The 21866-nt window shown below is 55.7% G+C and carries 22 protein-coding genes; 16 read left to right on the top strand and 6 right to left on the bottom strand.

Annotated elements, in window-relative coordinates; genetic code table 11:
• The first annotated feature begins 82 nt into the window (after nt 1-82).
• On the top strand, nt 83-1609 hold the full coding sequence (locus FZF21_RS09595) for a YdgA family protein (RefSeq protein WP_047731142.1): 1527 nt from the start codon (nt 83-85) through the stop codon (nt 1607-1609).
• A gap of 101 nt (nt 1610-1710) precedes the next feature.
• On the opposite strand, the gene FZF21_RS09590 is transcribed toward FZF21_RS09595, so the two are convergent.
• The gene (locus tag FZF21_RS09590; RefSeq protein WP_063945761.1) at nt 1711-2739 is read right to left on the bottom strand and encodes a Mal regulon transcriptional regulator MalI; all 1029 of its coding nucleotides are present in this window, start codon (nt 2737-2739) and stop codon (nt 1711-1713) included.
• Between the two features lie 179 nt (nt 2740-2918).
• Here FZF21_RS09590 and malX point away from each other — a divergent pair, with 179 nt between their 5' ends.
• From malX to add, 3 genes are all read left to right on the top strand, one after another.
• Nucleotides 2919-4511, top strand: a complete 1593-nt coding sequence (malX, locus tag FZF21_RS09585) for a maltose/glucose-specific PTS transporter subunit IIBC (RefSeq protein WP_023324552.1) — start codon at nt 2919-2921, stop codon at nt 4509-4511.
• 49 nt (nt 4512-4560) lie between these two features.
• Nucleotides 4561-5733, top strand: coding sequence for a MalY/PatB family protein (locus tag FZF21_RS09580; protein WP_063945763.1), 1173 nt, complete (start codon nt 4561-4563; stop codon nt 5731-5733).
• Between the two features lie 96 nt (nt 5734-5829).
• Nucleotides 5830-6828: an adenosine deaminase gene (gene add / locus FZF21_RS09575; RefSeq protein WP_015570661.1), complete on the top strand. Its 999-nt coding sequence runs from the start codon at nt 5830-5832 to the stop codon at nt 6826-6828.
• Between the two features lie 56 nt (nt 6829-6884).
• Here the strand turns inward: add and FZF21_RS09570 are convergent, their stop codons facing one another.
• Entirely contained in the window at nt 6885-7925 is a 1041-nt protein-coding gene (locus tag FZF21_RS09570; RefSeq protein WP_017693546.1) for an oxidoreductase, read from the bottom strand.
• Nucleotides 7926-8164: 239 nt separating this feature from the next.
• Here FZF21_RS09570 and blr point away from each other — a divergent pair, with 239 nt between their 5' ends.
• The 12 genes from blr to gstA all read left to right on the top strand — a co-directional run bounded on the left by blr (nt 8165) and on the right by gstA (nt 18349).
• The gene (blr, locus tag FZF21_RS09565) at nt 8165-8290 is read left to right on the top strand and encodes a division septum protein Blr (RefSeq protein WP_151884424.1); all 126 of its coding nucleotides are present in this window, start codon (nt 8165-8167) and stop codon (nt 8288-8290) included.
• A gap of 229 nt (nt 8291-8519) precedes the next feature.
• A complete protein-coding gene (gene ydgT / locus FZF21_RS09560) occupies nt 8520-8735 on the top strand; it encodes a transcription modulator YdgT (protein ID WP_000217941.1) in 216 nt (71 codons plus the stop codon).
• Between the two features lie 85 nt (nt 8736-8820).
• Nucleotides 8821-9261, top strand: a complete 441-nt coding sequence (locus FZF21_RS09555) for a DUF2569 domain-containing protein (protein WP_017693547.1) — start codon at nt 8821-8823, stop codon at nt 9259-9261.
• Between the two features lie 76 nt (nt 9262-9337).
• Nucleotides 9338-9919, top strand: a complete 582-nt coding sequence (gene rsxA, locus FZF21_RS09550) for an electron transport complex subunit RsxA (protein WP_003857582.1) — start codon at nt 9338-9340, stop codon at nt 9917-9919.
• Nucleotides 9919-10497 carry an electron transport complex subunit RsxB gene (rsxB, locus tag FZF21_RS09545; RefSeq protein WP_015570664.1) on the top strand — a complete coding sequence of 193 codons (579 nt, stop codon included), beginning with the start codon at nt 9919-9921 and terminating at the stop codon, nt 10495-10497. Before rsxA ends, rsxB begins: the two co-directional genes overlap by 1 nt.
• The gene (gene rsxC / locus FZF21_RS09540) at nt 10490-12511 is read left to right on the top strand and encodes an electron transport complex subunit RsxC (protein ID WP_015570665.1); all 2022 of its coding nucleotides are present in this window, start codon (nt 10490-10492) and stop codon (nt 12509-12511) included. The genes rsxB and rsxC overlap by 8 nt, the downstream gene beginning before the upstream one ends.
• The gene (rsxD, locus tag FZF21_RS09535; protein ID WP_047737573.1) at nt 12512-13564 is read left to right on the top strand and encodes an electron transport complex subunit RsxD; all 1053 of its coding nucleotides are present in this window, start codon (nt 12512-12514) and stop codon (nt 13562-13564) included.
• A 10-nt stretch (nt 13565-13574) separates the two neighbouring features.
• A complete protein-coding gene (rsxG, locus tag FZF21_RS09530; RefSeq protein ID WP_047737576.1) occupies nt 13575-14195 on the top strand; it encodes an electron transport complex subunit RsxG in 621 nt (206 codons plus the stop codon).
• Between the two features lie 2 nt (nt 14196-14197).
• Nucleotides 14198-14884 carry an electron transport complex subunit E gene (locus FZF21_RS09525; protein WP_003857592.1) on the top strand — a complete coding sequence of 229 codons (687 nt, stop codon included), beginning with the start codon at nt 14198-14200 and terminating at the stop codon, nt 14882-14884.
• Nucleotides 14881-15516: an endonuclease III gene (gene nth / locus FZF21_RS09520; protein WP_015570668.1), complete on the top strand. Its 636-nt coding sequence runs from the start codon at nt 14881-14883 to the stop codon at nt 15514-15516. The genes FZF21_RS09525 and nth overlap by 4 nt, the downstream gene beginning before the upstream one ends.
• A gap of 613 nt (nt 15517-16129) precedes the next feature.
• The gene (gene dtpA, locus FZF21_RS09515) at nt 16130-17638 is read left to right on the top strand and encodes a dipeptide/tripeptide permease DtpA (protein ID WP_003857596.1); all 1509 of its coding nucleotides are present in this window, start codon (nt 16130-16132) and stop codon (nt 17636-17638) included.
• Between the two features lie 105 nt (nt 17639-17743).
• Nucleotides 17744-18349 (top strand): glutathione transferase GstA, encoded by a 606-nt coding sequence (gene gstA / locus FZF21_RS09510; RefSeq protein WP_003857598.1) that lies wholly within the window; start codon nt 17744-17746, stop codon nt 18347-18349.
• 90 nt (nt 18350-18439) lie between these two features.
• Here gstA and pdxY read toward each other — a convergent pair whose 3' ends face one another.
• The 4 genes from pdxY to mliC all read right to left on the bottom strand — a co-directional run bounded on the left by pdxY (nt 18440) and on the right by mliC (nt 21810).
• The gene (gene pdxY, locus FZF21_RS09505) at nt 18440-19300 is read right to left on the bottom strand and encodes a pyridoxal kinase PdxY (protein ID WP_015570669.1); all 861 of its coding nucleotides are present in this window, start codon (nt 19298-19300) and stop codon (nt 18440-18442) included.
• Nucleotides 19301-19366: 66 nt separating this feature from the next.
• Nucleotides 19367-20641, bottom strand: coding sequence for a tyrosine--tRNA ligase (tyrS, locus tag FZF21_RS09500; RefSeq protein ID WP_017384594.1), 1275 nt, complete (start codon nt 20639-20641; stop codon nt 19367-19369).
• Nucleotides 20642-20766: 125 nt separating this feature from the next.
• Nucleotides 20767-21423: a pyridoxamine 5'-phosphate oxidase gene (gene pdxH, locus FZF21_RS09495; RefSeq protein WP_003857601.1), complete on the bottom strand. Its 657-nt coding sequence runs from the start codon at nt 21421-21423 to the stop codon at nt 20767-20769.
• A gap of 57 nt (nt 21424-21480) precedes the next feature.
• Entirely contained in the window at nt 21481-21810 is a 330-nt protein-coding gene (gene mliC / locus FZF21_RS09490) for a C-type lysozyme inhibitor (protein ID WP_149120967.1), read from the bottom strand.
• Between the last annotated feature and the right edge of the window lie 56 nt (nt 21811-21866).

The following is a 21866-nucleotide window of genomic DNA, read 5'->3' as shown; positions in this document are numbered from 1 at the left end:
TAACAACTCTTGCTAAGCTAGTAACAGGCGTTGTAACACCAGGCGGTTTTAACCGCCTGGTTTCATTTTAGGGATAATCGCAATGAAAAAATCGGTCGTAGCGGTAGGAGTGATTGTTGCTTTAGGCGTGATCTGGACGGGTGCTTCCTGGTATACCGGGAAACAGCTGGAAAGCCGTCTGGCAGAGATGATGGCGCAGGCAAACAGCGAGATTAAGCGCAGCGCGCCTGAAGCAGGTCTGGAGCTAAGCTACCAGAACTACCAGCGTGGCGTGTTTACCAGCCATATGCAGGTGGTGGTGAAGCCGGTTGCGGGTAATCAGAACGCCTGGCTGAAACCGGGCCAGAGCGTGGTGCTGGATGAGGTGGTCAGCCACGGTCCGTTCCCGCTGGCGCAGTTGAAGAAATTTAACCTGATCCCCTCCATGGCTTCCGCCAGAACCGTACTGGTCAATAATGAGGTGACGAAGCCGCTGTTCGATATGGCGAAAAACACGTCGCCGTTTGAGATCAATACCCGCATCAGCTATGCCGGTGATACGCATTCGGACATCGACCTGAAAGCGCTGAGTTACGAACAAGGCACTGACAAAGTCGCCTTCAGCGGCGGCAATTTCCAGCTTGATGCCGATCGTGACGGCAAGACTGTCTCCCTGACCGGTGATGCCGCAAGCGGCCTGGTGAATTCAGTCAATGAATATAACCAGAAAGTCCAGCTTACCTTCAACAACCTCAAAGCCAGCGGCAACAGCCGTATGACCGATTTTGATGAGCGTATCGGCGACCAGAAGCTGAGCCTCGATAAGATCGCCATTGCGATTGAAGGCAAAGAGATGGCGGTGCTGGAAGGCATGGATCTGGACGGCAAGTCCGACGTGTCCAAAGACGGTAAAAGCATCAACACCCAGCTGGATTACAGCCTGAAAAGCCTGAAGGTACAAAATCAGGATCTCGGTACCGGTAAGCTGTCTCTGAAAATCGGCAACATTGACGGCCAGGCGTGGCACGAATTTAGTCAGAAATACAGCAAAGAGAGCCAGGCTCTGCTGACCGATGCCGCCCTGCAACAGAACCCGCAGGCGTACCAGCAGCAGGCGATGACGGTGCTGTTTAATAACCTGCCGATCCTGCTGAAGGGCGAGCCGGTGATTACCGTTGCGCCACTGAGCTGGAAAAACGGCAAAGGCGAAACCAACTTCAACCTGTCGCTGTTCCTGAAGGATCCGGCCGCTGCGACCGGCGAACCGCAGACCCTGGCGCAGGAAGTTGACCGCAGCGTGAAATCGCTCGACAGCAAGCTGACCATCCCGATGGATATGGCGACCGAGTTCATGACGCAGATTGCGAAACTTGAAGGGTATGGTGAAGAAGATGCAGGGAAACTGGCAAACCAACAGGTGAAAGGCCTGGCGGCGATGGGCCAGATGTTCCGCATCACGAAGGTGGAAGACAACACCATTTCCACCAGCCTGCAATATGCTAATGGCCAGGTGACGCTCAACGGCGACAAAATGCCGCTGGAAGAGTTTGTCGGTATGTTTGGTATGCCGACGCTGGGCATTCCGGCACCGGCTGAACCGGCAGCGCCGCCGGCAGTACCGCAGCAGTAAACGAAAACCCCCTCGCATGAGGGGTTTTTTATTGCCGGGTGGCGCTGACGCTTACCCGGCCTCCGATCCTGAGTCGTTGTAGGCCCGTGCAAGCAAAGCGTTTACTTCACCGTCACTAACCGCGCAGCCACAATCTGATGCCCGGCCTGCACGTCCGTATTTTCAATGCGCTGCATGATCCTGTCTGCCAGGGTGTACCCCATCTCACGAGCCGGCGTCGTCGCCCAGACGATGGGGAGATCGTCTAACGCATTTTCACCGACATCCGCAAACGCCCCCAGCGCCACCTGATGGCCGAAGAACGTTTCTACCCCGCCCTCACCGCTCTGGCGTCCGGCGCGGATCAAACCGAACCACGCCCCCATCGCAATGACGTCGTTATAGCAAATCACAGCGCTGATCGTCGGGCTGTTGCGGAGCAACGTGCCGATGGCTTCCGCGGCTTTTTTCTGGCTGGATTCACACTCCACCACCCATTCGCTGTGAAACGGCAGGCCATATTTGATGAGCGTGGAGCAGTAACCGCCCACCCGCTCGGCACGCGTCAGGGACGAGCTTTTACCGCCGAGCCAGGCGACGCGCTGATGGCCGCGATGAATAAGATGCTCGGTCAGCATTTGCGCGGCCTGCATGTTATCCGGCCGAAGGGTATCGGCTTCGTCGAGATAGCTGGCGCGCGACGCAAACACCAACGGTACGCCTTTCTGCGCCGCGCGCTCACACAATTCACTGCCCACGCCGGACGCGCCGGCCACGATCACCCCATCCACCCCTTGCGTCAGCAGCATATCCAGCCTGGAGAGCAGCTGCTCCGGTTCGCGCCCACCGTGGAGCAGGAAAACCATTCGCCCCTGCGCTTCAAGCGCCTCGGTAAGCCCGGCGGTCAGTTCTGCATAAAACGGCGACGTGAGGTCGCGAACGATCAGCCCTATCACCCCGCTTTGCCCACCGCGCAGCGCCGACGCCTGGCGATTACGCACAAAGCCTAACTGCTCAACGGCCTCGTTGACGCGCTGACCCGTTGCAGGAGAGATGCGCCCCTTCCCGCTCAATACCAGCGAAACGGTGCTGACGGAAACCCCCGCCGCCAGCGCGACATCGTTGATGGTGATCTTTTTCGCTACAGCCATGTGGTGGCGTGACTCCTTGATAATGAGATCGCTAAAACGTTTTATCAATACGTTATCTTTATACTACCAGTAAAAGCCTGAGAATGTGATTTAGCGCGCACTAAAGTTTGATAAAACGTTTTATCTTCTCGCCCCATCGAGGTCGTTAAATCTCTTTCTACCATTTAAGGAGTCGTTTTATGACGACGAAAGCAGCACAAAAAATATCGCTGTGGGAGTTTTTCCAGCAACTGGGTAAAACCTTTATGCTGCCCGTGGCGCTTCTCTCTTTTTGCGGGATCATGCTGGGGATCGGCAGCTCGTTAAGCAGCCATGACGTCATTACCCTGATCCCTTTCCTGGGAAATCCGGTACTTCAGGCGATCTTCATCTGGATGAGCAAGGTCGGCTCTTTTGCCTTTAGCTTCCTGCCGGTAATGTTCTGTATCGCCATTCCTCTGGGTCTGGCGCGCGAAAACAAAGGCGTGGCGGCGTTTGCGGGCTTCGTTGGCTATGCGGTCATGAACCTTGCGGTTAACTTCTGGCTGACCGCCAAAGGGATCCTGCCGACGACCGACGCGGCGGTACTGAAAGCCAATAACATTCAGAGCGTGATCGGTATTCAGTCCATCGATACCGGGATCCTTGGAGCCGTGATCGCGGGGGTGATTATCTGGATGCTGCACGAACGCTTCCACAACATCCGCCTGCCCGATGCGCTGGCCTTCTTCGGCGGCACCCGCTTTGTGCCAATCATTACGCTGGTTGTGATGGGTCTGTTTGGTCTGATCATCCCTCTGATTTGGCCGATTTTTGCCATGGGGATCACCGGTATCGGCCGCATTATCAATGGCGCGGGTGATTTCGGCCCGATGATTTTCGGTACGGGTGAACGTCTGCTGCTGCCATTTGGTTTACAGCATATCCTGGTTGCCCTGATCCGCTTTACCGAAGCCGGCGGTACCATGGACGTTTGCGGTCATTCCGTTAGCGGCGCGCTGACCATCTTCCAGGCCCAGCTGAGCTGCCCGACCACTCACGGCTTCTCTGAAAGTGCGACGCGTTTCCTCTCTCAGGGTAAAATGCCTGCCTTCCTCGGCGGCCTGCCAGGCGCTGCGCTGGCGATGTACCACTGTGCCCGTCCGGAAAATCGTCATAAAATTAAAGGCCTGCTGATCTCCGGCGTTATTGCCTGCGTGGTGGGCGGTACGACAGAACCAATCGAGTTCCTGTTCCTGTTCGTAGCGCCGGTACTGTACCTCATCCACGCCGTACTGACGGGCCTGGGCTTTACCGTGATGGCTGTGCTCGGTGTGACCATCGGTAACACCGACGGTAACGTGATTGACTTCGTGGTCTTCGGTATCCTGCACGGTCTGTCCACCAAGTGGTATCTGGTGCCGGTTGTGGCCGCCATCTGGTTCGCGGTTTACTACGGGATCTTCCGCTTCGCCATCACCCGCTTTAACCTGAAAACGCCTGGCCGCGATACCGATACGGCCACCAGCGTTGAACAGGCGGTAGCTGGTACCGTTGGGAAATCCGGATATAACACGCCGGCTATTCTGGCGGCGCTGGGCGGTGCGGATAACATTACCTCTCTGGATAACTGCATCACCCGCCTGCGTTTGTCGGTGGCGGACATGTCCAAAGTGGATACCAACGCACTTAAAGCTAACCGGGCTATTGGCGTAGTACAGTTAAATCAACACAATTTGCAGGTCGTCATTGGCCCGCAGGTACAGTCAGTGAAGGATGAGCTGGCAACCCTGATGCGAACCGTCGAAGCCTGATGCCTCGCCCCCCTCGTCATGAGGGGGTTTTACTTTACGGAGCACCGTCATGTTTGATTTTTCAACCGTCGTGGATCGACACGGCACCTGGTGTACCCAGTGGGATTATGTCGCTGACCGTTTTGGCGCTGCCGACCTGCTGCCCTTCACCATCTCTGATATGGATTTCGCCACCGCCCCCTGCATTACCGATGCGCTGCACCAGCGAATAAACCACGGGGTGTTTGGCTACAGTCGCTGGAAAAATGACGAATTTCTGGCCGCCGTGGCGCACTGGTTCCGGCAACGCTTTAACAGTCAGATTGATACCGAAACCGTGGTGTATGGGCCGTCGGTCATTTATATGGTCTCGGAGCTGATCCGCCTCTGGTCCTCGCCTGACGACGGCGTGGTGGTCCATACCCCGGCTTACGATGCCTTTTATAAAGCCATCGAAGGCAACCAGCGTACCGTTGTTTCCGTGCCGATGCAGAAAACAGCGTGTGGCTGGGAGGGCGATATGGCCGCGCTGGAAGCGGCGCTGTCAAAACCGGAAAACAAGGTGCTGCTGCTGTGTAGCCCGCAAAACCCGACCGGCAAAGTCTGGACGCGGGAAGAGCTGACCACAATGGCGGCCCTGTGTGAACGTTATGACGTAGCGGTGATCAGCGACGAAATTCATATGGACATGGTATGGGGCACGCATCGTCATACCCCGTGGAACGAGGTTGCGCGCGGTAAATGGGCGCTGCTGACCTCGGGTTCCAAAAGCTTCAACATTCCGGCGCTGACGGGTGCCTGGGGGCTTATCGCCGATGACGCCAGCCGTAACGCCTATCTGAATGCATTAAAAGGTCGGGACGGACTCTCTTCCCCTTCCGTGCTGGCGCTGACCGCGCACATTGCTGCCTACCGACAGGGAGAACCCTGGCTGGACGCGCTGCGGACCTATCTCGAAGAAAACCTGCGCTACATTGCTGACGAACTGAATACTGCATTTCCGACACTCATCTGGCAACCGCCTGAGGCCACCTATCTGGCATGGATCGATCTCAGCCCGCTTGGCATTGATGACAATACGCTGCAAAACGTGCTGATTGATCAGCAAAAAGTGGCCATCATGCCGGGATATACCTATGGGGATGAAGGTAAAGGCTATGTGCGTCTGAACGCTGGCTGTCCGCGTAGTAAGCTTGAACAGGGCGTTCAACGCCTTATCGCTGGCATCAACACTCTGCTGTAAATCATTTGCGCAACGGAATATTCCCTTGCGCAAATAGCTTTTTACCCCGTTTTGTTTTTATAATATGGCGCACTTTAACCAGCAAAGAGTGCGACCATGATTGATACACGCCTGCCTTTAACTGATATTCACCGCCACCTCGACGGAAACATTCGTGCCCAAACCATTCTCGATCTTGGTCGCCAGTTCAATTTAACCCTCCCTGCCGAAACGCTTGAAACCCTGATCCCGCATGTTCAGGTCACGTCGAACGAACCGGATCTGGTGAGTTTTCTGAGCAAGCTCGACTGGGGCGTGAAGATGCTGGCCTCGGTCGATGCCTGTCGCCGTGTCGCCTTTGAAAACATCGAAGATGCCGCGCGTAACGGCCTGCACTATGTCGAACTGCGTTTCTCCCCGGGCTATATGGCGATGACCCACAACCTCCCCGTAGCGGGCGTGGTTGAAGCGGTCATTGAAGGCGTGCGTGAAGGCTGCAAAACCTTTGACGTTCAGGCGCGTTTGATCGGCATTATGAGCCGTACCTTCGGTGAAGCGGCCTGTCTTCAGGAGCTGGAAGCATTACTGGCGCATCGCGACCAGATCACCGCCATCGACCTGGCCGGTGACGAGCTGGGCTTCCCGGGCAGTCTGTTCCTGTCTCATTTCAACCGCGCACGTGATGCAGGATGGCATATTACCGTTCATGCGGGGGAAGCCGCGGGGCCGGAAAGCATCTGGCAGGCCATTCGTGAGCTGGGTGCGGAACGTATAGGTCATGGCGTGAAAGCCATTGAAGATCGCGCGCTGATGGATTTCCTCGCCGAACAACGTATTGGAATCGAATCCTGCCTGACCTCCAATATTCAGACCAGTACAGTGGCGTCGCTGGCGCAACACCCGCTGAAAACCTTCCTCGAACACGGGGTGCTGGCTTCGCTGAACACGGACGATCCGGCGGTTCAGGGCGTGGATATTATTCACGAATACAACATCGCCGCACCACAGGCCGGGCTGAGCCGCGAGCAGATCCGTCAGGCGCAAATCAACGGGCTGGAGATCGCCTTCCTGACGCCTGAAGAGAAACAGGCGCTGCGCGATAAAGTTGCTCAGTAGTCCTCTTTACTGCCGGGTGGCGCTGCGCTTACCCGGCCTACGAAAGCGTTTGGCACTTATGCCAGACAGAGCGTTGCGCGATGTTTGGCAGATTCGATCCCGAGCTCGATGAGCTCCATAATCTGGATTGCCTGGCTTGCGGGAACCGGATTTTCACCTGAACCGTTCAGCGCGTCACGAATGGCGGCGTAATACGCTGGATAGTTCCCCGGCAGGGTCAATACCGTCTCTTCAACCAGTACCTCACCCTCCGCACGCGTCACCACCCCGTCGCGCATGTCGTAGCCCCAGTCCTCCTGCGGTAAGCGTTCGCCATTTTTGAGGCGCTCTTCCTGCGGATCCAGGCCGAACTTCACATAGCTGCCGCGCGCCCCGTGAATGATATAGCGGGCCGATTCCGCCGCCGCAAGCATTGTCCCGTGCAGCACAATGCGCCGCTGCGGATAACTCAAAATGGCATGGAAATAGTCGGTGGTCTGCGCCCCCGGCCTGAGCTGCGCTAAATCGACCGTCATGCTCACGGGCAAACCAAACAGATGTACGGCCTGATCGAGAAGATGCGGCGCTAAGTCATACCAGATGCCGCTACCCGGTCCCGCCTGCTCGCGCCAGCGATCTCGCACCTGCGGACGATAACGATCGAAATGCGACTCAAAAAAGGCAATTTCGCCGAGCGTGCCTTCGTTTATCAGCGCCTTAACCGTCAGAAAATCGCTGTCCCAGCGCCGATTGTGAAAGACCGATAATAACCGACCCAGACTTCGCGCCAGCGCATCCAGCTCGCGCGCCTGTGACAACGTCACGGTGAAGGGCTTATCGACAACAACATGTTTCCCTGCCTCCAGCGCCGCTTTCGCCAGGGGGAAATGAGTGTCGTTAGGAGTAGGAATGACAATAAGGTCAATATTAGGATCGTTAAACAGATGCTTAGGCTCCGTTACCACCGGCACGGCTGGCCAGTCGGCGCGGACCTTAGTCTCATCGCTGCTTGTGATAGCCGCCAGTTCCATTCCCGGCGTGCCGGCAACCAGCGGTGCATGAAAGGTTTTGCTTGCGTACCCGTAGCCAATAAGACCGACGCGGATGTTTTCACTCATCGTTTGCCCCCTCGCTGTGCGCTTATTTATCACTGGCCTTGTGCTTAACGCACAGATTAATAATGTGCCCTGTGAGTTAAAATAGCATCTCGCGACAGCGTTTTTTGTTACCTCGCCTTAAAGTGTGTATATGGGTTCGGGGAATCGTTCCCAAAGCGCTTGCTCTGGCGAAAAGGGCGCTGTAACATTTGTAATCTGTATTTATGGATAAATTACAAACACAAATTATGTCGTCAATAATTAATCGAATCATTGAATTAGCGGGATGGATTGTCCTTGGGGTTTCAGTCGTGTTGCTCGGCATTGCCAGCCATATCGATAACTACCAGCCGCCGGAGCCTGTTACTGTCGCACAACAAAAGTAAGCCGTGTCGTCATAAAGCGTGACACATTACGTCATGGAACGTATTGCCAGCCGTAATGAACGGGGTTACCCTTCTCTTCCAGGCATCTGCTGATGCCTGAATCTTCGCAAAGAAAACTCCTAATTTCGTCGCGTTACCCGAGTGGACAGTTTACGTCTTTATTAATCCGTTTATTATTCGAACGCATTACCTTTATGGGTATTACCCTTTTATATGGAAACTTATTAACATGACAGTTCAGGACTATTTATTAAAATTTCGCAAGATCAATTCCCTTGAAAGCCTGGAAAAACTGTTTGACCATCTGAACTACACGCTGTCGGATAATCAGGACATCATCAATATGTACCGCGCTGCTGACCATCGTCGCGCCGAACTGGTCTCTGGCGGTCGTCTGTTCAATGTGGGGGAAGTGCCTAAATCCGTGTGGCGTTACGTTGTATAAGAAAGTAGCCTTCGGCGTGAAATGTTATATACTCTCCGCCCTGCAAATTTCTGTATAACATTTCGCGCAGACTATGGGAGAGCGTATGACCGCATTGCCTGGAGAGAGAATTGGGGGCTGGTTAATCGCCCCGCTGGCATGGCTGCTGGTGGCATTATTAAGCGCTTCGCTGGCGCTGTTGCTATACACCACCGCACTGGTTACGCCTCATGCTATCCAGACACTGATGTCCCAGAGTGCGCTCAATATTGCAACGTGGTTTGTGTCGTTCGTTTTCGCGATCGCGATGTGGTACTACACGCTGTGGCTGACTATCGCCTTCTTCAAACGCCGCAAAAACGTGCCAAAACATTACATTATCTGGCTGCTGGTCTCCGTGCTGCTGGCTGTCAAAGCATTCGCTTTCTCGCCAGTGTCTGACGCGCTGGCGGTTCGCCAGTTACTGTTTCCGCTACTGGCGACGGCGCTTCTGGTCCCTTATTTCAAGCGTTCGACGCGCGTTAAGAAGACCTTTGTCAACCCGTAATAACCTTACAGTTAACCTGTTGTGGCCTGTTGTCGTTTATCCGATAATAGGCGGCTATTTTATTTCAGGCTAAATAATGACCGATTACTTACTGCTCTTTGTCGGAACTGTGCTGGTTAATAACTTCGTACTGGTGAAGTTCCTTGGCCTGTGCCCGTTTATGGGCGTCTCCAAAAAGCTGGAGACGGCAATGGGCATGGGGCTGGCGACCACCTTCGTGATGACGATGGCCTCCATTTGCGCATGGCTGATTGATACCTGGATCCTGATCCCGCTCGACATGCTCTACCTGCGCACCCTGGCCTTTATTCTGGTCATTGCGGTTGTGGTGCAATTTACCGAGATGGTGGTGCGGAAAACCAGCCCTGCCCTGTATCGCCTGCTGGGCATTTTCCTGCCTCTCATCACCACCAACTGCGCGGTGCTGGGCGTGGCGCTGCTCAATATCAACCTTGGGCATAATTTCCTGCAATCGGCGCTGTACGGTTTTTCCGCGGCGGTCGGTTTCTCTTTTGTTATGGTCCTGTTCGCCTCGATTCGCGAGCGTCTGGCCGCGGCGGATATTCCCGCGCCGTTTCGCGGTAACGCCATCGCTCTGGTGACCGCAGGTTTAATGTCTCTGGCCTTTATGGGCTTTAGTGGTCTGGTGAAGTTGTAATGAGTGCTATCTGGATTGCCATCGCGTCCATCAGCGTACTGGGACTCGTCTTTGGCATCATTCTGGGTTATGCCTCCCGCCGGTTTGCGGTGGAGGACGATCCGGTGGTTGAAAAAATTGATGAACTTTTACCGCAGAGCCAGTGCGGGCAGTGCGGCTACCCTGGCTGCCGCCCTTACGCTGAGGCGGTGGGCGTGCAGGGCGAAAAGATCAACCGCTGCGCACCGGGTGGCGAAGCGGTCATGCTTAAAATAGCTGCCCTGCTGAACGTCGATCCCCAGCCTGTCGACGGCGATGAACAGGCCCAGGAGCCCGTTCGTGCCCTTGCTGTCATCGACGAAGCCAACTGCATTGGCTGCACCAAATGTATTCAGGCGTGTCCTGTTGACGCCATTGTGGGCGCAACGCGCGCGATGCACACCGTTGTGGCGGATCTGTGCACCGGCTGTAATCTCTGCGTGGCGCCCTGCCCGACGCAGTGTATAGAACTACGCCCGGTTGAAACGACTACTGAAAGCTGGAAGTGGGACCTTCAGACCATTCCGGTTCGCAATATTCCTGTGGAACAACATGCTTAAGTTATTTTCTGCCTTCAGAAAAGAGAAGATCTGGGATTTCGACGGCGGCATTCATCCGCCTGAGATGAAATCGCAGTCTAACGGCACGCCGCTGCGCCAGATCCCGCTGGCGACCCGTTACGTTATGCCCCTTAAACAGCATATCGGCGCGGAAGGTGAACTGTGCGTGAAAGAAGGCGATAGCGTTCTTCGCGGCCAGCCGCTGACCTTTGGTCGCGGACGGATGTTGCCGATACATGCCCCGACTTCCGGTAAGGTGGTGGCTGTTGCCCCCCATACCGTTGCCCATCCGTCGGCGTTGTCTGAGCTGAGCGTGATCATTGAAGCCGATGGTGAAGACCGCTGGATCGATCGTGACGGCTGGAGCGACTACCGTTCCCACAGCCGTGAAGCGCTGATTGAACGCATTCATCAGTTCGGCGTGGCGGGTCTGGGAGGCGCAGGCTTCCCGACCGGCGCTAAGCTTCACGGCGGCGGCGATAAAATCGAAACGCTGATCATCAACGCCGCCGAGTGCGAACCGTACATCACCGCCGATGACCGTCTGATGCAGGACTGTGCCGCGCAGGTGGTGGAAGGGATTCGCATTCTTGCGCATATTCTGCAACCCCGCGAAGTGCTGATCGGTATTGAGGACAATAAACCGCAGGCCATTTCGATGCTGCGTGCGGTACTGGCGGACAGCCACGATATCGCCCTGCGAGTGATCCCGACCAAATACCCGTCCGGCGGGGCAAAACAGCTGACGCAGATCCTGACCGGCAAACAGGTCCCCCACGGGGGCCGTTCGTCCGACATCGGCGTGCTGATGCAAAACGTGGGAACCGCCTACGCGGTGAAACGTGCGGTGATTGACGGCGAGCCATTGACCGAGCGCGTCGTCACGCTGACCGGTGAGTCCGTCTCCCGTCCCGGCAACGTCTGGGCGCGTCTGGGTACGCCGGTGCGTCATCTGCTGGAACAGGCTGGCTTCTGCCCGGGTAGCGATCAACTGGTCATTATGGGTGGCCCGCTGATGGGCTTTACCCTGCCGTGGCTGGATGTGCCGGTGGTGAAGATTACCAACTGCCTGCTCGCCCCTTCCCCAACGGAGATGGGCGAAACGCAGGAAGAGAAAGGCTGCATACGCTGTAGCGCCTGTGCGGACGCATGCCCGGCAGATTTACTGCCGCAGCAGTTGTACTGGTACAGCAAAGGCCAGCTGCACGATAAAGCCCAGGCGCATAACCTGGCTGACTGTATTGAATGCGGTGCCTGCGCCTGGGTCTGCCCAAGCAATATTCCGCTGGTGCAATACTTCCGTCAGGAGAAAGCCGAAATCTACGCCATCTCCATGGAAGAAAAACGTGCCGCTGAAGCGAAGGCCCGCTTTGAAGCGCGTCAGGCGCGACTGGAGCGCGAGAAACAAGCCCGTCAGGAACGCCATAAGCAGGCTGCCGTCCAGCCTGCGGCGAAAGATCAGGATGCCATTAACGCAGCCCTGGCCCGCGTGCGCGAGAAGAAAGCCACCGCCGCCCAGACGGTTGTGATCGCTCCGGGAGAAAGACCGGACAACAGCGAAGCGATTGCGGCCCGCGAAGCGCGTAAAGCCGAAGCTCGCGCGCGTCAGGCGGAGAAAGCGCAACACGCCAAACCGGAAGCCGATATCGACCCGCGTAAAGCGGCAGTGGAAGCGGCTATCGCCAGGGCAAAAGCCCGTAAGGCCGGTCAGCAGACAGTGGTGGTTGAACAGGAAGCGACGGATCCGCGCAAGGCGGCCGTTGAAGCCGCTATCGCCCGTGCCAAAGCACGAAAAGCGGCACAGGTTCAGCCTGCCGAAGAGAGTGAAGCGCCTGTCGACCCGCGTAAAGCCGCCGTTGAAGCGGCCATCGCCCGTGCCAAAGCACGAAAAGCGGCACAGCAGGACGAACGGCCTGCGGCCGCCAACGACGATCCACGCAAAGCCGCAGTCGCCGCCGCGATTGCGCGCGTTCAGGCAAAGAAAGCCGCGCAGCAAGCCGTTAACGAGGATTAAATGGTTTTCAGAATTACAAGTTCCCCTTATACCCATAACCAGCGCCAGACATCGCGTATTATGATGCTGGTGTGCCTGGCCGCGCTGCCAGGTATTGCCGTACAGTGTTGGTTTTTCGGCTGGGGTACGCTTTTTCAGTTAGTTCTGGGTTGCGCCAGTGCCGTCGCAGCGGAAGCAGCGATCCTGAAGCTGCGCAAAATGGAAGTGACTCGCATCCTGAGCGATAACTCCGCCCTGTTGACCGGCCTGTTGCTGGCCATCAGCATTCCCCCGTTCGCCCCGTGGTGGATGGTGGTATTGGGAACGGTGTTTGCGGTGATCATCGCCAAGCAGCTGTACGGCGGGCTGGGCCATAACCCGTTTAACCCGGCGATGATTGGCTACGTGGTACTGCTGATCTCCTTCCCGGTACAGATGACCAGCTGGCTGCCGCCGCATGAGATCGCCGCCACCGTCCCCGGCTTTATGGATGCCCTGCACGTTATCTTTACCGGCCACACCGCGCTGGGCGCAGATATGAACGCGCTTCGCATGGGCGTGGACGGCATCAGCCAGGCCACCCCGCTCGATACCTTCAAAACCTCCCTGCGTGCCGGACACAGCGTGGAGCAGGTGATGAAATCGTCTATTTACAGCGGCGTACTGGCGGGTGCTGGCTGGCAGTGGGTCAATCTGGCCTATTTGTTGGGCGGCGCGTTCCTGCTGCAACAGAAGGCGATCCGCTGGCATATTCCGGTGAGCTTCCTGGTGACGCTGGCCGTCTGCTCGACGCTCGGCTGGGTCATCTCACCTGAGTCACTGGCCAGCCCGCAGCTCCATCTGCTCTCCGGCGCGACCATGCTCGGGGCATTCTTTATTCTGACCGATCCGGTCACCGCCTCTACCACCAACCGTGGTCGTCTGATTTTCGGCGCGCTGGCGGGCTTGCTGGTCTGGCTTATTCGCAGCTTTGGCGGTTATCCGGACGGCGTGGCATTTGCCGTGCTGCTGGCTAACATCACCGTTCCGCTCATCGACTACTACACACGGCCACGCGTGTACGGTCATCGCTAAGGGTCACGCCATGCTAAAAACAATGCAAAAACACGGCGTTACGCTGGCGATCTTCGCTGCCGCCCTCACCGGGCTGACCACGCTGGTAAATGAACTGACGAAAACTACCATTGCAGAGCAGGCAATGAAGCAGCAAAAGACGCTGTTCGATCAGGTGATCCCATCCGACCTCTACGATAATGACCTGCAAAAAAGCTGCTTTGTCGTGCAGGCTCCGCAGCTCGGGAAAGGACCCCATCGCGTTTATATTGCCCGCAAGGGCGATAATCCCGTGGGTGCCGTCATGGAAGCCACCGCGCCGGACGGTTACTCCGGTGCGATTCAGCTGCTGGTGGGCAGCGATTTTTCCGGCACCGTGCTGGGCACGCGCGTGACGGAGCATCACGAAACGCCGGGCCTTGGCGACAAAATTGAAACACGCTTAAGCGACTGGATCTTACACTTCGCCGGAAAGATGATTCATGGCGAAGACGATCCTGCTTTCGCGGTGAAAAAAGATGGCGGCGAGTTTGACCAGTTCACGGGTGCCACGATTACCCCACGCGCGGTGGTCAACGCCGTCAAGCGCGCCGGGCTGTATGCCGAAACGCTGCCCGCGCAGATCAATCATCTTTCCACCTGTGAGGAGTGACCATGAGCCAGGTTAAAGAGGTTATCGTCCAGGGTCTCTGGAAGAACAACTCCGCGCTGGTACAGCTGCTGGGGCTGTGTCCGCTGCTGGCGGTGACGTCTACCGCCACCAACGCGCTCGGGCTGGGGCTGGCGACCACGCTGGTGCTCACCCTGACTAACTTTTCTATTTCTGTTTTGCGCCGCTGGACGCCGTCGGAAATCCGTATTCCGATCTATGTCATGATCATTGCGTCGGTGGTCAGCGTGGTGCAAATGCTGATTAACGCCTACGCATTTGGCCTGTACCAGTCGCTCGGGATTTTCATTCCGCTTATCGTGACTAACTGTATTGTCGTAGGCCGCGCTGAAGCCTTTGCGGTGAAAAACAATCCGGCCATATCCGCGCTGGATGGTTTTTCCATCGGCATGGGCGCGACTGCCGCCATGTTCGTTCTCGGCTCTCTGCGTGAAATTTTGGGCAACGGTACGCTCTTCGACGGTGCGGACGCGCTGCTTGGCGGCTGGGCGAAGTCGCTGCGTATTGAGGTGTTCCATACGGACACTCCGTTCCTGCTGGCCATGCTGCCGCCTGGAGCCTTCATTGGCCTTGGGATGATGCTGGCGTTAAAATACCTGATTGATGAAAAACGTAAACGCCGCGCCGCTGAGCGCAGCGTACAGGAAGGGATCCCCGAGAAAGCAGTATGAATAAAGAGAAACGCATTGCGATCCTGACGCGCCTGCGCGATGAGAATCCTCATCCAACGACAGAGCTGAATTTTAACTCGCCGTTTGAACTGTTGATCGCGGTGCTGCTCTCTGCACAGGCGACGGACGTGAGCGTCAACAAAGCCACGGCCCTGCTCTACCCTGTCGCCAATACGCCGCAGGCCATGCTGGAGCTGGGCGTTGAAGGTGTGAAATCCTATATCAAGACCATTGGCCTGTTTAACAGCAAGGCCGAAAACGTCATTAAGACCTGCCGGATCCTGCTGGAGCAGCACGGCGGCGAAGTCCCGGAAGACCGCGCTGCGCTGGAAGCGTTGCCGGGCGTCGGGCGTAAAACGGCAAATGTGGTGCTGAACACGGCGTTTGGCTGGCCGACCATCGCCGTGGATACCCATATCTTTCGCGTCTCTAACCGCACCCGGTTCGCGCCGGGTAAAAACGTGGAAGAGGTGGAAGAGAAGCTGTTAAAAGTGGTCCCTGCGGAATTTAAGGTGGACTGCCACCACTGGCTGATCCTGCACGGACGGTATACCTGTATTGCCCGTAAGCCACGCTGCGGTTCCTGCATTATCGAAGATCTCTGCGAATACAAAGAAAAAGTCTATCCCTGAGCGTAAACCACCTTACTTCTTACCTGTTCAAGCCCTTAAAATTAACAAGGGCTCTGATATCTTCCCGATTGACCATAAATTGCCCTCTCTTTCTCCTTTACGCATTGTCGATTCTTCGGTCATTTAACACTCAAACAGGTTAATAGTTTTTTCATCACCAAAAATTTCTATACATCTGTGATCGCGATCACTCTGATAACCTGATGTTGGATTTTTGTTGTTAAAACCCGCCCACCCCCTTTGTCAGACAAGATTTCATCGATTCCACACCGCACATAAGACCAGTCATTTTTCAGAATATGGGCTATATCACTGCCAATCACCCAAAATAGCAGAACATATCGCCATACAGCCGTTGAACAGGGTCGTTTACAGTGAAAAAAACCATCAATTTTGAACGGATGAGATTTAACGCTGTATAACATTTGCATGAACCGATGATTATACCGCCAGAGTTATATGTAACAGATTATTACAAACGTATTGCCAGATGGGGCTGGATAGTGAACATTACCCGCCGTTTCCCCTCCCAATATAACTATAAAGCGGATGGACTACGGTCATCACGCTATGAACACCCCCGTTAATATGGGATGTAAAAAAAGAGGTATATGTGTCTACTGCAAACAATAAACCAACAGATGAGAGCGTAAGTCTTAACGCTTTCAAACAGCCTAAAGCGTTCTATCTCATTTTCTCGATCGAATTATGGGAACGTTTTGGCTACTACGGCCTGCAAGGGATCATGGCGGTTTACCTGGTTAAACAGCTGGGTATGTCTGAAGCTGATTCCATCACGCTGTTCTCTTCCTTCAGCGCCCTGGTGTATGGCCTGGTCGCTATCGGCGGCTGGTTAGGCGATAAAGTCCTCGGTACTAAACGAGTCATTATGCTGGGCGCCGTTGTTCTGGCGATTGGCTATGGGCTGGTTGCCTGGTCCGGGCACGATGCAGGTGTGGTTTACATGGGCATGGCTACCATCGCGGTAGGTAACGGCCTCTTCAAGGCGAACCCGTCTTCCCTGCTCTCTACCTGCTACAGCAAAGATGACCCACGTCTGGACGGTGCATTTACCATGTACTACATGTCCATCAACATTGGTTCCTTCTTCTCTATGCTGGCAACCCCATGGCTGGCCGCAAAATTCGGCTGGAGCGTAGCGTTTGCGCTGAGCTTCGTGGGTATGCTGATCACCGTTGTGAACTTCCTGTTCTGCCGTAGCTGGGTTAAAGACTATGGTTCAAAACCAGACTTCGAACCCGTGCACATGGGCAAACTGCTGGCAACCATCGTCGGCATCGTGATCCTGGCCGCTGTCGCCACCTGGCTGCTGCACAACCAGGGCGTTGCACGTGCCGTACTGGGCGTGGTTGCGCTGGGTATCGTGATTATCTTCGCGAAAGAAGCCTTTGCGATGCAGGGTGCGGCACGTCGTAAGATGATTGTGGCGTTCATCCTGATGCTGGAAGCGATCATCTTCTTCGTTCTGTACAGCCAGATGCCAACGTCTCTGAACTTCTTCGCTATCCGCAACGTTGAGCACTCCATCCTTGGTATCGCGTTCGAGCCGGAGCAGTATCAGGCCCTGAACCCGTTCTGGATCATGATTGGTAGCCCGATTCTGGCCGCTATCTATAACAAGATGGGCGACCGTCTGCCTATGCCGCACAAGTTCGCTATCGGTATGGTGCTGTGCTCTGGCGCATTCCTGGTGCTGCCGCTGGGGACGAAATTCGCGACCGACGCGGGTATCGTGTCTGTTAACTGGCTGATCCTGAGCTATGCGCTGCAATCCATCGGTGAACTGATGATCTCCGGTCTGGGCCTGGCGATGGTTGCGCAGCTGGTCCCTCAGCGTCTGATGGGCTTCATCATGGGCAGCTGGTTCCTGACGACCGCTGGCGCGGCCATCATCGCAGGTAAGATTGCGAACCTGATGGCGGTACCAGACAACGTTACCGACCCGCTGGTTTCCCTGAATGTCTACGGCACCGTGTTCATGCAAATTGGTATCGCGACCGCCGTGATTGCCGTGCTGATGCTGCTGACCGCACCTAAACTGAATCGTATGACCCAGGACGACGACAAATCCGCTAAAGCGATCAAAACCGCGAACGCGTAATGTCATCGGGAAACGACTGAACAGAAGCCGCTAATTGATTAGCGGCTTTTTTTTTATCCGAACGCGCACTAACATAGCTGGAACCTCAGCAAAAAGGAGTTACCGATGAAACTGTTCTATAAACCGGGCGCCTGCTCTCTTGCTTCCCATATTACGCTTCGCGAGAGCGGTAAAGATTTCACGCTGGACGGCGTTGACCTGATGAAAAAGCGTCTGGAAAACGGGGATGACTTTTTTGCGATTAACCCAAAAGGCCAGGTTCCGGCCCTGCTGCTGGATGATGGCACCCTGCTGACCGAAGGGGTGGCGATTATGCAATTCCTGGCGGACAACGTACCGGATCGTCAGCTCCTTGCCCCCACCGGCAGCATTGCGCGTTATAAAACGCTGGAGTGGCTGAACTATATTGCCACCGAACTGCACAAAGGCTTTACGCCCCTGTTCCGCCCGGACACGCCGGAAGAGTACAAACCTACCGTGCGCGCGCTGCTGGAGAAAAAGTTGCAGTACGTTAACGACGCGCTGAAAGACGACCAGTGGATCTGTGGCTCGCGTTTCACCATCGCCGATGCCTATCTGTTTACCGTTCTGCGCTGGGCGCGCGCGGTTAAGCTGAACATGGAAGGATTAGACCATGTCGCATCGTATATGACGCGCGTGGCGGAGCGTCCTGCGGTGGCAGCGGCGCTGAAAGCGGAAGGATTGAATTAACCGAGCGGCCTGGATTGCCGGGTGGCGCTGACGCTTACCCGGCCTATAAATTCCGTAGGCCCGTGCAAGCGCAGCGGCGCCGGGCGTTTTCTAAAGCTGCGTTGCGCTAAAATAGTGCTCCGGCTTCGCGATGCGATCCTGCGCCGCGACGACCTGGAGCTCATATTCCTGCATCGTCTTCGTCGCAATCATGATTTCATAAACGGCTGCGGTGACGTGCTCCAGCGCATCGCGCAGGCTCGCGCCCTGCAATAGCTTCACCAGCAGCAAACCGCTGGTCACATCCCCGACCCCGACAGGCTGACGTGCACCGAAATCCACCAGCGGTCGACTGATATGCCAGGCTTCATCCTTCGTCACCAGCAGCATTTCAAAACGGTCCTGGCTCAACCCTGCGCGTGCCAGGTGCTTAACCAGCACAATCTCTGGCCCCTGGGCGATCAGCTCGCGAGAGGCGCTTACCGCCTCTTCTACGCTGTTGACCGGATGCTCGCACAGGATCTCAAGTTCAATCAGGTTGGGGGCAATAATATCGCTGGCGGGCAATGCATGACGGACATGAAACTCCGCAACGCCCGGCGCTACGATGCAGCCTTTTTCCGGATGTCCCATCACCGGATCGCAGAAATATTTCGCCGCGGGGTTTGCCGCTTTCACCTGGCGCACAATGCCGAGGATATGTTCCCCCTGCTCCGCCGAACCCAGATAGCCGCTCAGTACGGCATCGCAGCGTTTAAGCTGGTCGATATCCGCAATCCCCTGAACGATTTCCGTCAGATGCGACGGCGGCATTACGCAGCCGGTCCATTTACCGTACTGGGTGTGATTCGAGAACTGGACGGTATTGAGGGGCCAGACGTTAACGCCGAGGCGGCGCATCGGGAATTCCGCAGCGCTGTTGCCAGCATGTCCAAACACAACGTGGGACTGAATGGCGAGGATGTTCTTCATGTTGTACTTACCAAACCCTGTCAAAACAAAAGGGGCGTGGTTTCCCACGCCCCTGCATACTTTTAATTACTTCCAGCAGACCAGGCAGTAATTTTTCTTACCGCGACGCAGCAGCGTGTAGCGACCATAGAGACGGTCGTTCTCGGTAAAGGTGTATTCCGGATCGGCCTGTTTTTCGCCATTAATGGTGATCGCGTTAGAGGCGATGGTTTTACGCGCCTGACCGCGAGACGGCTGGAGCTCGGAGTCCACCAGCGCCTGCATCAGATCGGCGCCTTTTTCCATCTCAACCATCGGCACGCCATCCTGCGCCAGCTGTTCGAAATCCGCTTCGCTTAAATCGCTCAGGGTTCCGTTGAACAGGCTCGCCGTAATGCGCTTCGCCGCCGCCAGACCTTCTTCGCCGTGAACCAGTTTAGTCACTTCGTCCGCCAGCACGTACTGGGCGCGTGGTGCTTTACCGCTGTTCTTGTCTTCTTCTTCCAGCGCATTGATTTCTTCGATATCCATAAAGGTGAAGAACTTCAGGAAGCGATAAACGTCGGCATCCGCCGTGTTGATCCAGAACTGGTAGAACTTGTACGGGCTGGTTTTCTTCGGATCCAGCCATACCGCGCCGCCTTCGGTCTTACCGAACTTGGTACCGTCGGCTTTGGTGATCAACGGCACGGTCAGACCAAACACCTGATTCTGGTGGAGGCGACGGGTCAGATCGATACCGGAGGTGATGTTACCCCACTGGTCGGAACCGCCAATTTGCAGAGAGACGCCGTGCAGCTTGTTCAGGCAGGCGAAGTCATACCCCTGCAACAGGTTGTAGGAGAACTCCGTGAAAGAGATACCCTGATCGTCACGGTTAAGACGCTGCTTTACTGCTTCTTTGTTAATCATCTGGTTAACAGAGAAGTGTTTGCCGATGTCACGCAGGAACGTCAGCACGTTCATGCCACCAAACCAGTCGTAGTTGTTCGCCGCAATCGCAGAGTTGTCACCGCAGTCGAAATCCAGGAACGGTGCAACCTGTTTACGGATCTTATCCACCCACTCCTGCACGGTGTCTTCGGTATTCAGCTTACGCTCAGCGGCTTTGAAACTTGGGTCGCCAATCAGACCGGTCGCGCCGCCAACCAGTGCGACAGGCTTATGGCCGGCCATCTGGAAGCGTTTCAGGCATAACAATGGAACAAGATGCCCCAAATGCAAGCTGTCAGCGGTGGGATCGAAGCCGCAATAGAGCGCGATCGGGCCTTGCGCCAGTCGCTCTGCTAACGCTTCCTCGTCCGTCACCTGGGCCACGAGGCCCCGCTCTTGCAATTGTTTAATCAAGTTACTGCTTGCCATCAAATTCTCCATGTATAAACGACTGCACCTTTGCCGGTACACGACTTTTCGCCTGATGCGAAAGGACCATAGAATAAAGCGCCAGCGCGGTGTGCGCTAGCGCTTAAATCAACAAATTTTGGGGATTACGGGGCCAGTCTGTCGATTTTCCAGCCACCGTTGTCGCGCTGGTATAAAAAGCGGTCGTGCAGGCGGTGTTCACCGCCCTGCCAGAATTCCATCTGCTCAATGGGGATGCGGAACCCGCCCCAGAAACTCGGCAGCGGTACTTCACCCTGCTGAAACTTCTGTTTGAGTTCGAGGAATTTACTCTCCAGCACGCCGCGGGCTGAGATTCGGCTGGACTGTTTAGAGACCCAGGCACCGATCTGACTGTCGCGTGGGCGGCTGTGGAAATATTTCACCACTTCGAGCGTAGAGAGGCGCTCCGCCTTGCCGGTGACCATCACCTGGCGCTCCAGCATATGCCACGGGAAGAGCAGGCTAATACGCGGATTATTTTCAAGGTGATGCGCTTTACGACTGCCAAGGTTGGTGTAGAACACCAGCCCTTTCTCGTCATAATGCTTGAGAAGAACGATGCGTTGATACGGCTGACCATTTTCATCAACCGTGGCAACGACCATTGCCGTCGGGTCAGCCAGTTTCGCTTCGCAGGCCTGCTTCAGCCAGCGTTCAAAAAGCACCAGCGGTTCGGCGGGAAGATCCTGGCGGCGCAGACCGCCTTTGGTGTATTCACGGCGCAGATGCGCAATTTGCTGTAGTTCGTCGTTATCTGACATGGCGTTAGCTGAAAGTGAGATTGGGTGGCGCTATTGTGCGCGCCCCCTTCAAAAATCTCAACGCTTCGGATTTTCAAGCTGACAATTGTTCAGCACAATGCGGTCACGCTTGTAGACGGTGGCGCTGTCGCCTTTTGACCAGAAGACGTAGATCCCGTCCGAGTAGCGCGCACCGGAGGCCGACATTCCCTGCTTCAGCGTTAACAACTTATTGTCATAAACAAAGCTGGCTTCCTGACGCGGGTTGTTCAGCTTCACCGTCAGCGGTTTTTCATCACAACGATATTCCATCGTATCGGTTTGCATACGCTCAACGAACTGGTTATAGACGCTGCATCCGGTCATAAGAAAAGGTACAGCAATGAGAAGAAGTTTTTTCATGGGCAGATTCCGAAGACTATCCTGGTCCTGGAGGGCCTAACCGCCCTCCTGTTTTTCCCTAT

It is taken from the genome of Enterobacter sp. LU1 (genome assembly GCF_008271405.2).
Classification (GTDB): Bacteria; Pseudomonadota; Gammaproteobacteria; order Enterobacterales; family Enterobacteriaceae; genus Enterobacter; species Enterobacter hormaechei_C.
Note: the sequence above shows the minus strand (reverse complement) of the source record. Positions and strands in the feature narration are given on the sequence as shown.

Coding starts and splice junctions, on each gene's coding strand:
- pdxH (WP_003857601.1), bottom strand. CDS start 21,423: ATGTCAGATAACGACGAACTACAGCAAATTGCGCATCTGCGCCGTGAA.
- FZF21_RS09525 (WP_003857592.1), top strand. CDS start 14,198: ATGAGCCAGGTTAAAGAGGTTATCGTCCAGGGTCTCTGGAAGAACAAC.
- add (WP_015570661.1), top strand. CDS start 5,830: ATGATTGATACACGCCTGCCTTTAACTGATATTCACCGCCACCTCGAC.
- tyrS (WP_017384594.1), bottom strand. CDS start 20,641: ATGGCAAGCAGTAACTTGATTAAACAATTGCAAGAGCGGGGCCTCGTG.
- malX (WP_023324552.1), top strand. CDS start 2,919: ATGACGACGAAAGCAGCACAAAAAATATCGCTGTGGGAGTTTTTCCAG.
- rsxA (WP_003857582.1), top strand. CDS start 9,338: ATGACCGATTACTTACTGCTCTTTGTCGGAACTGTGCTGGTTAATAAC.
- FZF21_RS09595 (WP_047731142.1), top strand. CDS start 83: ATGAAAAAATCGGTCGTAGCGGTAGGAGTGATTGTTGCTTTAGGCGTG.
- gstA (WP_003857598.1), top strand. CDS start 17,744: ATGAAACTGTTCTATAAACCGGGCGCCTGCTCTCTTGCTTCCCATATT.
- pdxY (WP_015570669.1), bottom strand. CDS start 19,300: ATGAAGAACATCCTCGCCATTCAGTCCCACGTTGTGTTTGGACATGCT.
- rsxG (WP_047737576.1), top strand. CDS start 13,575: ATGCTAAAAACAATGCAAAAACACGGCGTTACGCTGGCGATCTTCGCT.
- rsxD (WP_047737573.1), top strand. CDS start 12,512: ATGGTTTTCAGAATTACAAGTTCCCCTTATACCCATAACCAGCGCCAG.
- FZF21_RS09570 (WP_017693546.1), bottom strand. CDS start 7,925: ATGAGTGAAAACATCCGCGTCGGTCTTATTGGCTACGGGTACGCAAGC.
- ydgT (WP_000217941.1), top strand. CDS start 8,520: ATGACAGTTCAGGACTATTTATTAAAATTTCGCAAGATCAATTCCCTT.
- FZF21_RS09555 (WP_017693547.1), top strand. CDS start 8,821: ATGACCGCATTGCCTGGAGAGAGAATTGGGGGCTGGTTAATCGCCCCG.
- FZF21_RS09590 (WP_063945761.1), bottom strand. CDS start 2,739: ATGGCTGTAGCGAAAAAGATCACCATCAACGATGTCGCGCTGGCGGCG.
- FZF21_RS09580 (WP_063945763.1), top strand. CDS start 4,561: ATGTTTGATTTTTCAACCGTCGTGGATCGACACGGCACCTGGTGTACC.
- rsxB (WP_015570664.1), top strand. CDS start 9,919: ATGAGTGCTATCTGGATTGCCATCGCGTCCATCAGCGTACTGGGACTC.
- nth (WP_015570668.1), top strand. CDS start 14,881: ATGAATAAAGAGAAACGCATTGCGATCCTGACGCGCCTGCGCGATGAG.
- rsxC (WP_015570665.1), top strand. CDS start 10,490: ATGCTTAAGTTATTTTCTGCCTTCAGAAAAGAGAAGATCTGGGATTTC.